This window comes from Sorangium sp. So ce145 (assembly GCF_051525985.1).
GTDB lineage: Bacteria > Myxococcota_A > Polyangia > Polyangiales > Polyangiaceae > Sorangium > Sorangium cellulosum_B.
The window spans coordinates 2,170,769-2,183,205 of record NZ_CP150315.1; the positions used below are offsets into that span (position 1 = coordinate 2,170,769).

The window sequence follows — 12,437 nt, forward strand, 5'->3', positions numbered from 1 at the left end:
AGGATGGCCGTACAATAACCCGTCGAGGAAGTTCCAGGCAGCGATGTCGTCCAGCGCTACGGCCGTCGAGGCGCGAGCGTGGGCAGCTCCGCGATGTGCGGGCTCTTCAGCATGCCATTGCCCGGCTCGAGGAGCAGCGCCCGCGCCTCGCCGGCGCGCGTCTCGTCGGGTACGTTCATGAAGGCCCGCACCGCGTAGAACGCGAGGTCGTCGCAATGCTCGGCGAGCGGAGAGACGCGTACGAGGCGCGTGGCCTCCACGCATTGAACGGCGCGCGCGAGGTACCACTCGCCCGCGCGTGCATACGCGACCGAAGGAGGCACATCCAGCGTCTCCGGAAGCGTGCATCCACCCCCGCGTTCCACGGCGCGCTCGATCTTGTAGAGCAGATAGCACTCGCTCGGGTGACGCCGGTCTTCGCCGCGCTCGCAGTAGTGGCGCTGGAGGATCGGCAAGCGACTGACGAGCTCGTCATGACAGCTCGGCCGGGGAGGGTCGATCTGGCTTCCAAGCAGGTTCAGGCCCGCGAGGTAGAGCATCGCGGCGACGATGCCGGCGTCCTCGCGGGGGTGCGCGATCGCGATCTCGCCGGCCACCCGCGTGGCCTCCGGCCACTCTCCAGCGCTCCACAGCGCGCGCGCCCGCGCCAAGGCGCGTAGGGCCGGGTCGTTCTCCTGATCCGGGCGGGCGGCGAGGAGGCGATCGGCGTCCACGAGGAGCTCGGTCTGCTCCTTGGTCGGGCGGATCGGCCTGGTGTTCGGGGTGGTGGCGGGCAGCGGGAGGTCGGTGCAGCCCGCCGATGGAAGGGGCTCGGCGGCGGGAGGTTGGGGCGGTGGCGTGGCCTGCGTGACACGGCGCAGGTCGGGGCCACGCCATGGCTGGACGGCAGGCGGCGCGGGCGCGCATGCGGCGATGGAGGCGAGCAGCAGGCGGGCAAGGAGGGGGCGCGGTGAGATCGGCACGAGCGTTCGTCCCGTGTGGGAGGGCACGGCTTGGGTTGCCGGCAGCGTCGCGACGGCGCGGGGCGCGCTCGTCCGAGGCTCTCGATCACCGAGCGAGCCAGGCGCTGACAGGGGCGATGACGCGCTCGCCGAACGCCTCCTTGTCCAGCGCAGCGCCGAGATCGACGCGGAGATAGCGGTAGGTGCAAGGGCGCCCGCCGGCGTCGAGCTCGTGATCGTTTCCGTCGTAGATGGTGTCCTCCTGCCCGCTCAGGGACGACCAGATCTGGTTCCACGGCAGGTTCCGCACGGAGGAGCGCATCAGGCTGATCTGCAGCTCGGAGCCCGCCGCTCGCGCGTCGCCGAAGCGCGTCGGATCCGGCTCCCCACCGCCGTCGCGCGTGAAGCCCGTGTCCGACACCACCTCGAGGACCACGCTCCGCGAGGTGCTGGCCGATGACTGCCAGACGAGCTGGAGGCGATACCCGGGCAGGAAATCCCAGGCCCAGTACTTGCGGCGAAAGAACTCCGAGGTCGATTTCGGGTGACGCGAGAACAGGGACGGGTCCCAGCGCTCGAACGCGAGCCCGATGCCCGCGAGCGCGTCGGACAGCTCGGACAGCCGATCGAAGACGCTGCGCTGAACCTGGTAGACGAGCCGATAACTCTGCCTCACGAGCGCCATGTCCATGCCGCCGTCCCCCGCGGTCGTCTCGAGACTTCGAGGCGTCGCGGCGGCGGCGGGCGGGGCGGGCGGGGCGGGCGCCGCCTCGGTGAGGAGCGAGCGGTGTGCGACCCGGGTGACGGGAGGGACCATCACCTCGACCTCGTCGGCGAGGAATGCGAGGGGCCCGGCGGGGGCGGGGGACGGGGCGGCTGCCACCTCGAGGCGCGCGGTGGGCCGAGGGGCGCCCGCCATGAGCGGCGGCGGCGTGGTGGGCTCCCGGTTCCCGGCGGTCCCGAGCGCGTGGACGAGCGCCACCAGGGGATCGCCGAACTCCTCGAACGTCAGGAACTCGATGCAGCTCAGGTCCCTCAGGCGCCGCTGGGTGTCGCGCAGCTCGCGCGCCCGGACGAGCATGTAGTGCGGCCCCGCGGCGCCGCCGAAGGCCTCGTGGACCCACGCGATCTGGTTGCCGAACATCGCGTCGTCGAGGCTGAAGCCGACGAACAGGAACGTGCGCGCCGCAAGGAGGTGCCGCAGCGCCTGCAGCGCGCCGCGGTAGCGCACCTCGTCCTCCTGGCTCGGGTACAGCTCGCGGTAGCCGTCCGGCGTCAGGATCAGCCGCTGCGGCTGCTGGATGAAGCCGTGCAGGTGCCAGACCGTCGGGCGATCGATCTCGTCGCGCAGCATGGCGGACAGCTCCGCCGTCGCGTCGACGCTGATCTGCACGAGATCGTTCGGATCGTCGAGCGCGTAGCGGAGGATCTGATCATAGTTGGTCGTGATCACCAGCCTGCTCGGCAGCTGCCAGACGGCGCGCGCGAGCGACAGAGATCCGGTGTCGATGCGATTGCCCGGCGGATCCAGCACCTGGCGGAGGTAGCGGTACCAGCCCGCCCCCATGCCCTCGCGCGCGTGCCGGGCCGCCTCGAAGTAGTCGGGCATCCGCTTCTCCAGCAGCCCTTCCACGACGTTGGCCTCGGGCCGCTTGCCGTCCTCGCGGAGGCGCGCGGCTGCCCCGAGGAGCAGGTCTCCCCAGCTGGGGAACATCCGCTTCCCGTTCCGGTCCAGCGCGGCCATGGACACGCCGGCGCCGACGAAGGGCACGACGAACCGGTCGCGCAGCGCGTCCTCTAGCGTCTTGGGAATCGCGATCACGGCGCGCGATGTTGCCGGTTCCGGCCCCGCGCGACAAGCCGTGGGCGCGTCGGTGCCGCGCGCGGCCGCCGCTCAGCTCATTTCGAGGAACGGCCGATCGGGATCCTCCAGGGACCCAATGATCTCCCACGTCACGGAGACCCTCAAGGATCTCCATAGCGAGCCCAGTACCTGTCGATGGCGGTCTTGATCTCGTCGAACGGAAAGTCCGCGCCGTGGGCCTGCTGGAAGGCGACGAGGAACGCGAGGATCGCGGCGCCTTCAGCGCGGGTGACGCCGTCGAAGCGCTCGTGGAAAATGGCCGCGGGGTCACCGGAATCGAACCACTCCAGCTGCTGCTCGCGGAGAGACTCGACCATGTCCACCGGAAGACCGAGCGCCGATGGAGGCCGAGCGAGGCGATCGAGCGCCTCCACGACGTCCCCGCGGGAAGGTTCGGTGAGGGCACCCAGGAGCTCGGAGGCAAAGACGCTGACAGCGTCATAACGTTCGAGGGATGCGCTCAGGAACGCCGGCAGAAAGTAGAGGAACGCCTCCGACGTGAGCAGCCATAGATTGCCTTCGACGACGGTTCGCAACTCGTAATCCGTGAGCTCCGTCGACCGCCTCGTCGCGAGGAGCTCGCGCAAGCGGTCGCTCTCGTGACGACCATCCGTGGGTCGCATGAGCCGATCGGCCGAGGGCTGGACCCGCAACGCGAACGCATCGAAGAACAGCTCTCTGAGGTTCATGTCACAAGTACCTCGCTGGATCCCCTGCGCTCGATGCGCCTTCAGGCGAGCGCCCCCTGGAGGACGCGGAGCAGCGCGCCCAGCGCCGCCGCCGCCTCGACGATGACGGCGGATTCCGCAGCGGCGGCGAGCAACGCGGCGATGACCTCCACGAGCGCGATGAGCGCTGCAACGAGCGCGGCGATCAACGCGAGGGCCACGACCGTGGCCACTGCCATGGCCGCTGCCGCGATGACCTCACGCGCACGTTCAACGACGACCGCCATGGCCGTGACCAGCGCCGGCGAACAGCCGGAGGTGGAGAAGAACTGCTGGCAACGGTTCACCATGTTGATCTTGTCTTGCACCTGCTGGCGATGACCGGTGTCTCCGCCCCGGAAGCAGGTGGTATCCAGCGCGATGCGTGAGGCGATTTCCGCAGTGATGGCGGCGATCTTGAGCGCCAGTGTGAGACAGTTGTCACGCGCGGAGCAGGCGCCGAGCATGCCCACAACCGCCTTGGCCGTCTCGACCGAACCCCGCAGCCCGAGATACTGTGCCCAGCCGCAGTCACCCGGTGGCGTCATGCCGTCACCCGGCCAACGTTGCACCAGGTCACCGGCCATCTCCGCGCGCGACTCGATGCTCAGGGCGTGTCGCCCGCCGTCCTCACCCGCCGACTGGCGTTGAACGCGCGGCGCTTCCCCCTGCTGCACGACGTGGGTCAGCTCGTGAGCGAGCAGCTGGCGCCCTGCGTACGTGTGGGGACGATATTGGTCCCCTCGGAAGACGATATCGCTGCCTCTCGTGAATGCGTAGGCTCCGACCCTGCGCGCTGCTGCGTCCGCCGACAGATCGGTGTGGATCCGTACCCGGCTGAAATCCGCGGCGAAGCGAGGCTCGAAGAACGCCCGTTGCTCATTCGTCAACGGCTGTCCGCTGCCAGTCACACGCGCTGCAGCCCCTACGTCCGGCGCTGCGTCGGCGTCCGCCGAGAGCATGGGCTTGGTCTGGATCGGCTTCTCGTCGTCTTCTTCCGCGCATTCTGCACATTTACGTTGAATCGCGGTAGGTAGCAGGCCGACTTGCGTCGGCTCCTCCATCCTCATCACCTTCTCGGCCACCTCGTCCGCCTCGCGCTCGCACGGGTCACCCGGGGAGCTGATGGTCGCCTTGCGCTGGATCGGCAGCGGGGCGATGCGGGCGAAATCGAACCGGGGACCGGGCGCGACAGGCGGAGATGCCTCGCCCGCCACGCCTGCCTCCGAAGCCGGGCGCTCGACGCGTGACCAGAGAGCGCTCGCGGGAGCGGGCGAGCTCGCCGCGACGTGGCGCCTGTTCTCTCCGGTCATCTCGGACGAAGCCGCCGCTTCGGCGCTGGTCGACGTGGCCGACCTGAACCAGAGCGGGTTCACCGGCGGGGCATGCGCCGGGCGCTGCGACGCACGCTTCGGGGCTGGAGAACGCGCCAAAGAAGGACTCGGCTTCCGATCGAACGTGAACATGAGGGAGCTCACCTCGTTGCGGTTGACCGGAGTCTACCACCTCGTGGTGGGCGTGCCCACCGCGACGCGCCTGCCGCGAGCGTGAGATCGCGGGCCGCAGTCGGCTCCGCGGGGCCGAGATGCCCCCAGCCCCCGCAGGGCCGCGGTCACGGGTGCCCACGGTCACCTGCGCCACGGCTCGTGTTCGCTCAGCTCAGCTCATCTCCAGGAACAGCCGATCCGGATCTTCCAGGTACCCGATGATCTCATATGCAAAGGCCGCACCCACGTGCCCATCGATGATCCGGTGGTCGAACGACAGCGACACCAGCATCACCTCGCCGATCACGATCTGCCCGTCGCGCACCACCGGCTTCTGCTTCATCTGGTGGATACCCAGGATCGCGACCTCCGGGAAGTTCAGTATCGGCGTCGCGAACAACCCCCCTTGCTGGCCGAGCGACGTGATCGTGAACGTCGAGCCGCCGAGATCCTCCGGCTTCACCCGCCCCGACTTCGTGTCCTCGCCGAGCCGCGCGATCTCCTGCGCGATCTCCAGCACGCTCCGCCGATCCGCGTCGCGCACCACAGGCACGATGAGCCCGGCCTCGGTCGCGGACGCGATGCCGATATGATAGCTCTTCTTGACGACGATCTCCTGCGCGGCCTCGTCGAAGGCGCTGTTCAGCATCGGGTGCTTCTTCAGCGCCGCGACGACGGCCTTCACGAAGAAGGGCAGGAAGGTCAGCTTGACGCCCGCCTTCTCGGCCAGCGGGCGCAGGCGCGCGCGGCGCTCCTTCAGCGCGGAGACGTCGCACTCCTCGACGAAGGTGAAGTGCGCCGCCGTGTGCTTCGATCGCGACATCGCCTCGAAGATCCGCTTGCGCACGCCCCGCAGCGGGATGCGCTCGTCGCCCGGCGCCGAGGGCAACCCCCGGCCGCGCTCCCCCTCGGGCCGCGCCGCCCCGTGCCCCGGCTCCTCGTCCAGCTGGCCGGGCCCCGCCGCCGTCGACTTCGGCGCCGCCTCGGGCAGCGCCGGGGCCGCCCGCCTGGGCGCCGCCTCGGGCAGCGCCGGGGCCGCCTCCTCGGGCGCCTCGAGCGCCCGCACGTCGTCCTTCGTCACGCGGCCCGCCGGGCCGGTCGGCGGCACGCGCCGCAGGTCGACCCCGAGGTCGCGCGCCAGCTTGCGCGTCGCGGGCGTCGCGAGCGGCTTCTCGTTGAAGTAGGCCGCCGCGCGCGCCCCCGCGCCGATGCTGCCGTTCGCCCACGCCGACCGCGCCGGCGCCACCAGGTTCATCCCGGGGAGGTCCTCCCGGATGTCGCCGACCGCCGTCGCCGCCGGCTCGGCAGCCCCGGACTTCGCGGCCGCCGCCGCCCCCGAAGCGGGCGGCGTCGCCGCCGCAGGCCGGTCGTCGACGTCGAACACGACGAGCACCGAGTGGACCGGGACGACCCCGCCCACCTTGCCCCGCGTCTCCACGATCCGGCCCGTGCGCGGCGACGTGATCGTCACCGTCGCCTTGTCGGTCATCACCTCGACCATCGGCTGGTCCTCGGCGACCATGTCGCCCGGCGACACCAGCCAGGTCACGATCTCGCCCTCGGTGACGCCCTCGCCGATGTCCGGAAGCCTGAACTCGTACTTGCCCATGCGTCAGTACCTCGCCGTCTCCAAGATCGCCGGAAGGATACGATGGGACAGAGGGAGATACTCGTTCTCGAGGGTGTACGGGAACGGGGTGTCGAAGCCCGTGACCCGGACCGGGGGCGCCTCCAGGTGGAGGAACGCCTTCTCGTTGACCAGCGCGACGAGCTCGCCCCCGAGGCCGCAGGTCTTCGGCGCCTCGTGAACCACGATGAACCGGCCCGTCCGCTTCACCGACTCGATCACCGTGTCGATGTCGAGCGGCCACAGCGTGCGCAGGTCGATCACCTCGCACTCGACGCCCTGCGCGGCCGCCTGGTTCGCCGCGTCGAGCGCCTCGTAGAGCATCGCGCCCCAGACCACGAGCGTCACGTGCCAGCCCGGCCGGACCACCTTCGCCTGGCCGAGCGGGACGGTGTACTCGCCCTCGGGGACGTCGCCCTTCGCGGCGCGGTAGATGCGCTTCGGCTCGAAGAACAGCACCGGATCCGGATCCCGGATCGACGAGAGCAAGAGCCCCTTCGCGTCGGCCGGGTTCGACGGGCACACGACCTTCAGGCCCGCCACGTGGATGAACTGCGCCTCGGGCGACTGCGAGTGGTAGTGCCCGCCGCGGATGCCGCCGCCGAACGGCGTCCGGATGACCAGCTTGGACGGGTACTCTCCCCCCGAGCGGTAGCGGTACTTCGCCAGCTCGGACACGATCTGGTCGTACGCGGGATAGATGAAATCGGCGAACTGGATCTCCGGGATCGGCACGAGCCCGTAGAGCGCCATCCCGATGGCCGTCCCCACGATCCCGTTCTCCGAGAGCGGCGTGTCGATCACCCGGTCGTCCCCGAACTCGTCGAACAGGCCCTGGGTCACGCGGAACACGCCGCCGACCTTGCCGACATCCTCGCCGAGCACGACGACCCGCGCGTCCCGCCGCATCTCGTGGCGTAGCGCGTCGTTGATCGCCTGGACCATGTTCATCTGAGGCATGCTCTTCGTCTCCGTCTCTCGGCCAACAGGTGGGGGTACAACCTCACCGGCGCCCCGGCCCCCCGGGGGTCCCGCCGATCACGGGCAGCGGCGCCACCCCCGCCGCGCCGCCGTCCGGCGAGCCGCCACGCCGACGCCGCCGTCCGCGCGGCCTAGTGGCCGCCGTGGCCCTTGGGCCTCGGGCCCGCCTTGAGCTGCTCCCGCTGCTCCACGAGGTGCCAGGGCGGCTCCGCATAGACGTCCTCGAACATCGAGTCGAGCGGCGGCGGCGGGACCTTCTCCGAGACCGCGATGCACGCCTTGACCTCCGCGTCGACCGCCGCCTCGATCTCGCGATCCTGCGCCTCCGTCCAGCCCTGGGTGCGCTCGACGTGCCGCCGGAGCCGCGCGATCGGGTCGAGCCGGCGCCACGGGTCGAGCCATGCGTCGGGGCGGTACGCCTTCGGGTCGTCGCTCGTCGAGTGGCCCGACAGGCGGTACGTCATCGCCTCGATGAGCGTCGCGCCCTCGCCGCGCGAGGCGCGCGCGATCGCGTCGCGCGTCACCTTCACGACGGCGAACACGTCGTTGCCGTCGACCCGCACCCCGGGGACGCCGTAGGCCGCGCCCTTGCCCGCAAACGTGTTGCTCGACGTCTGGCGCTCGGTCGGCACGCTGATCGCCCAGCCGTTGTTCCGGCAGAGGAAGATGACCGGCACCTTGAACACGCCAGCGAAGTTCAGGCCGCTGTGGAAATCCGACGAGCTCGTCGCGCCGTCGCCGAAGTAGGCCAGCGTGACGAGCTCGTCGCGCTTCAGCTTGGCGGCCCACGCGAAGCCGACGGCCTGGGTGATCTGCGTGCCGATGGGCGAGCTCACCGAGCCGAAGTGGCCCTCGCGGTAGGTGTAGTGGTCCGGCATCTGCCGCCCCTTCACCGTGTCGTTCGCGTTGCCGAACATGTTGTCGATGTACCGCTGGAGCGGCAGCCCTCGCCAGAGCGCCGCCCCGAACTCGCGGTAGCACGGGAACACCCAGTCCTGGGGCCGCGTCGCGGACACGCTGCCGAGGACCGTCGCCTCCTCCCCCTGCGAGCCGATGTGGAACCCGATGCGCCCCTGGCGCTGCAGCGCCACGAGCCGCTCGTCGAGCAGGCGCGTGCGCATCATGGCCTTGTAGAGGGCGATCACCTCCGATGGCTCGAGCTTCGGATCGTGCGCGGGGTCGAGCGAGCCGTCGTCGCGCAGGACCTTGATCACGTCGTCGGCACACGTATCGAGCGGGTGCCGCGCGACGGCAGCCTGCGGCTCGAGGCTTGCCCCTGAGACGTTCGGCGGGCGGTCGGTGGAGTACGTCGCGGTGCTCATCGGTTCGCGGGACACTAACCAAAGGCGCTGCCCGAGACCAGTGCCCAGACGCGGCGTACGCTCATTCGCTTTACGCGTGACGTTGAGGTGACGTTGACTCGTCGCAGCGATCAGGCTCGGGGTTTGACTCGCCGCGGCGAGCTCGAACCCGCTCGCGCCCTGATGCGCGTCTCCCGCCGTACGCGGCGGCGCTGATGTCCACGCTAGACGTTCACGGGCTCGGCTGCCTGCGCGAGGGCCTCGTCGACGGCGGCCACGTCGAGCTTGAAGCCGCGCGCGAGCTGCTCGAGCACGCCGTGCTCGTGCGCGCTCACGCCGCCGGAGGCGTGCGCCATGGACGCCGCCACGCGGAGCACCTCGCGCTGGTGCTCGGTCCGCGCGATCGTGCGGGCGACCATGCTGATGCGCTTCTCCAGCCCGTCCTCGGCCAGCATCTCGCCGAGATCGGCGAGGAGCGCCTCGATCTGCTTCTCGTGGACGAGGTTCTGGCAGGCGCCGGTGACGATCGCCTGGAAGCGCCCGCGCTCCTCGTCGTCGAAGTGGCCGTCGGCGTTCGCGACGAGGAACGCGGCCTCGATGATCGTCTCGAAGAGCGCCACCGCGGCGGGATCGAAGCCGGTGGGCATCGTGATGTCTTCGATGGGAGGGCGCGCGCTGTAGGCCCTCGCGGCCTGGGCCAGGATCGACGCCACGCGCACGCGGGGCGCCTCCGAGCCGAGGCGCGAGGCGCCGGGAGTGATGCCGCCGGGGCGCCTGTTGATGGGAGCGGACATCGTGGTGTTGGACCCTCCTGCCGAGCAATACGCTCGGCCAAACGCCGAGAAGCGTCAAGGCGCTTGCTGAGCGGCGCTCTAGCGGCGGATGAGGGAGGCCGCGGGGACGAGCCGCGCGGGGCTCGCCGACGCCGGCGCCGGGGCGACGGGCGGGCGGGGCTCGTCCGGGTCGAGCTCTGCGGTGAGGCGGGCGGCCTCGCGGCGCGCCACGGCGAGGCGCTCCTCGAGGAGCGCCTCGACGGCCGCCGCGCCCGGCGAGGCGGGCAGCGCCGCGCCGCCTCGGTCCATCAGGCTGCGGACGAAGACCTCGGCCGCCTTGTAGCTCGACCGGACGAGCGGCGCGCTGGCGGCGTAGAGGAAGCCCATCTCGAGCGCTGCGCGCTCGAACGCGGCGAAGGTCTCGGGCTCGACGAAGCGCTGCACGGGCGCGTGCTTCGAGGAGGGGCGGAGGTACTGGCCGATCGTCACGATGTCGACCCCGGCCTCGCGCAGGTCGCGGAGCGCCTCCAGGACCTCGTCGTCGGTCTCGCCGATGCCGACCATGATCGAGCTCTTGGTGAGCCGCCGCGGCGCGGGCGCGCCGGCCTCCGCGGCGTCGGCGGCGAGGCGCCGCTGGCGCTCCTTCGCGCGCCGGAGCACGGCGAGCGACTGGTCGTAGCTCGACCGGACGTCGCGGATGACGCGCGTGATGCGGCGGACGACCTCGACGTTGTGGGCGAAGACGTCGGGCCCGGCGTCGACCACCATGTCGACGGCGCTCATGTGGCCCTGGAAGTCGCCGACCAGCGTCTCGATGAGCAGGTCGGGCCGGAGGGCGTGCAGGCGGCTCACCGTGCGGGCGACGTGCTCGGCGCCGCCGTCGAGCAGGTCGTCGCGGTTGACCATCGTCATCACGACGTACTGGAGCGAGAGCCGGGCGATGGCGCGGGCCACGTGCTCCGGCTCCCGCACGTCGACCGCGCCGCGCGGATCGCCCGTCGTGACCGCGCAGAAGCGGCAGCCGCGCGTGCACACGTCGCCGAGGAGCATCACCGTCGCGGTCCCCTCGCGCCAGCACTCGCCGACGTTCGGGCAGCGCGCCTCCTCGCAGACCGTGTGGAGATCGAGCTTGCGGAACGTCTCCTTGAGGTGGTGGTACGTGTCACCCCCGGGAGCGCGGACCTTGAGCCATTCGGGTTTGGGCGAGAACTGCGCCATCAGGGGTGTCCTTAGCCCATGCGGCGGGGGAGCGCGAGGGGGAGGCGCGCTAGCCGGCCGGCGCAGCCGGCGGCACGGAGCGGCTGATCTCGCGCGTCGTCAGCTTGCCGCGCTCGGTGAAGACGGCCGTGACGAGCTCCGCGGGGGTGACGTCGAAGGCCGGGTGCCGGACGGGCACGCCGGGCGGGACGACGCGGCGGCCGCCGACGACGGCGAGCTCGTCGCGGCTCCGCTCCTCGATCGGGATCGACGCGCCGCTGTCGGTGGCGAGGTCGATCGTGCTCCACGGGGCGGCCACGTAGAACGGGATGCCGTGGTGGCGCGCGAGGCAGGCGAGGCCGTAGGTCCCGATCTTGTTCGCGACGTCGCCGTTCCGCGCGATGCGGTCGGCCCCGACGACCACGGCGCCGATCTCGCCCTTCTGCATGAACCACGCGGCCATCGAGTCGGAGATCACCTCGACGGGGATGCCGTCCCGCTGGAGCTCCCAGGCGGTGAGGCGGGCGCCCTGGAGGTACGGGCGGGTCTCGCACGCGAGCACGCGGAGCGCCTTGCCCGCCTCGATGGCGGCGCGGATCACGCCGAGCGCCGTGCCGTAGCCGCCGGTCGCGAGCGCGCCCGCGTTGCAGTGGGTGAGGACCGTGCCCGACTCCGGCAGGCGCGCCGCGCCGGCGCGGCCCATCTGGTGGCAGGCGGCGACGTCTTCCCGGTGGATCTCGCGGGCGAGCTCGGCGAGCTCCCGCGCGCGCTCCTCGCCGCGGCGCCCGGCGTTCTGCAGGGCCGCGGCGATCGCGCGCCGCACCGCCCACCCGAGGTTCACGGCGGTGGGCCGGGTCGAGGCGAGGTGCTCCCCCGCCGCCCGCATCGCGGCGACGTAGCTGGAGGCGCCCTCGTCGCGGGCGGCGCGCGCGGCGAGCGCCATCCCGTACGCGGCGGCGATGCCGATGGCCGGGGCGCCGCGGACCGCCATCGTCCGGATGGCCTCGGCGACGCCGGCGGAGTCGGTCAGGGTGAGGTAGCGCTCGCGCTCGGGCAGCTCGCGCTGCTCGAGGAGGAACACGCGGTCGTCGCCCTGCGCCAGCTCGACGGCCGAGTAGTCGGCGCCGGAGAGGGCCGCGGCCGGCTCCCAGGGCGGCGCCGCCCGCGCGCCCTCGCCTGGCCTCGGTGTCTGCTCTGCTTCGAAGCTCGTGCCCATTCAGCGCCTCCCGTTCGAGCGTGACGGCTCCCCTGGCGATCCGTCGTCCGGCCCCCGCGCCTCGGCGCTCGCGGCGAGCCGGCCGCGGATCTCCTCCGCGACGGTCGCGAAGTCCTCCGCCGCGTCGGCCTTGCGGCCCGCAAGGTAGGCGCGCAGCGCGTCGGCGGCGAGCAGCGCGAGGCTCGCGTTGATCCCGCGCGCCGTGAGCGCCTCGATCACGTCGCCGTTCTTGAGCAGCGTCTCCAGGTCGTCGAAGACCGCGGCGAGCTCTGGCCCGGGATCGACGCCGCCGCCGGCGGCGGGTCGCGTCTTCTTGTCGTCCTCGCGGGTCACGGGTCGCGCC

11 protein-coding genes are annotated in these 12,437 nt (G+C 71.6%); all 11 read right to left on the reverse strand.

From position 1 onward, the window contains the following. Positions 1 to 56: 56 nt before the first annotated feature. Positions 57 to 962: a hypothetical protein gene (locus WMF34_RS08255; protein ID WP_437992944.1), complete on the reverse strand. Its 906-nt coding sequence runs from the start codon at positions 960 to 962 to the stop codon at positions 57 to 59. An 85-nt stretch (positions 963 to 1,047) separates the two neighbouring features. Then, positions 1,048 to 2,763 carry an SIR2 family NAD-dependent protein deacylase gene (locus WMF34_RS08260; protein ID WP_437992945.1) on the reverse strand — a complete coding sequence of 572 codons (1,716 nt, stop codon included), beginning with the start codon at positions 2,761 to 2,763 and terminating at the stop codon, positions 1,048 to 1,050. A gap of 143 nt (positions 2,764 to 2,906) precedes the next feature. Next, positions 2,907 to 3,494 (reverse strand): hypothetical protein, encoded by a 588-nt coding sequence (locus WMF34_RS08265; protein WP_012234202.1) that lies wholly within the window; start codon positions 3,492 to 3,494, stop codon positions 2,907 to 2,909. Between the two features lie 41 nt (positions 3,495 to 3,535). Further along, on the reverse strand, positions 3,536 to 4,978 hold the full coding sequence (locus tag WMF34_RS08270) for an eCIS core domain-containing protein (protein WP_437992946.1): 1,443 nt from the start codon (positions 4,976 to 4,978) through the stop codon (positions 3,536 to 3,538). A gap of 193 nt (positions 4,979 to 5,171) precedes the next feature. Beyond that, complete coding sequence (locus WMF34_RS08275; protein ID WP_437992947.1) at positions 5,172 to 6,608, reverse strand: dihydrolipoamide acetyltransferase family protein; 1,437 nt, start codon at positions 6,606 to 6,608, stop codon at positions 5,172 to 5,174. Positions 6,609 to 6,611: 3 nt separating this feature from the next. Continuing rightward, positions 6,612 to 7,586: an alpha-ketoacid dehydrogenase subunit beta gene (locus WMF34_RS08280; RefSeq protein ID WP_012234205.1), complete on the reverse strand. Its 975-nt coding sequence runs from the start codon at positions 7,584 to 7,586 to the stop codon at positions 6,612 to 6,614. 152 nt (positions 7,587 to 7,738) lie between these two features. After that, positions 7,739 to 8,929 (reverse strand): thiamine pyrophosphate-dependent dehydrogenase E1 component subunit alpha, encoded by a 1,191-nt coding sequence (locus WMF34_RS08285; RefSeq protein WP_012234206.1) that lies wholly within the window; start codon positions 8,927 to 8,929, stop codon positions 7,739 to 7,741. Positions 8,930 to 9,132: 203 nt separating this feature from the next. Then, positions 9,133 to 9,702: a tellurite resistance TerB family protein gene (locus WMF34_RS08290; protein WP_012234207.1), complete on the reverse strand. Its 570-nt coding sequence runs from the start codon at positions 9,700 to 9,702 to the stop codon at positions 9,133 to 9,135. 78 nt (positions 9,703 to 9,780) lie between these two features. Further along, positions 9,781 to 10,899, reverse strand: coding sequence for a lipoyl synthase (gene lipA, locus WMF34_RS08295; RefSeq protein WP_012234208.1), 1,119 nt, complete (start codon positions 10,897 to 10,899; stop codon positions 9,781 to 9,783). Between the two features lie 49 nt (positions 10,900 to 10,948). Beyond that, positions 10,949 to 12,094, reverse strand: coding sequence for an S-methyl-5-thioribose-1-phosphate isomerase (mtnA, locus tag WMF34_RS08300; RefSeq protein WP_012234209.1), 1,146 nt, complete (start codon positions 12,092 to 12,094; stop codon positions 10,949 to 10,951). Next, positions 12,095 to 12,427: a hypothetical protein gene (locus tag WMF34_RS08305; protein WP_012234210.1), complete on the reverse strand. Its 333-nt coding sequence runs from the start codon at positions 12,425 to 12,427 to the stop codon at positions 12,095 to 12,097. Between the last annotated feature and the right edge of the window lie 10 nt (positions 12,428 to 12,437).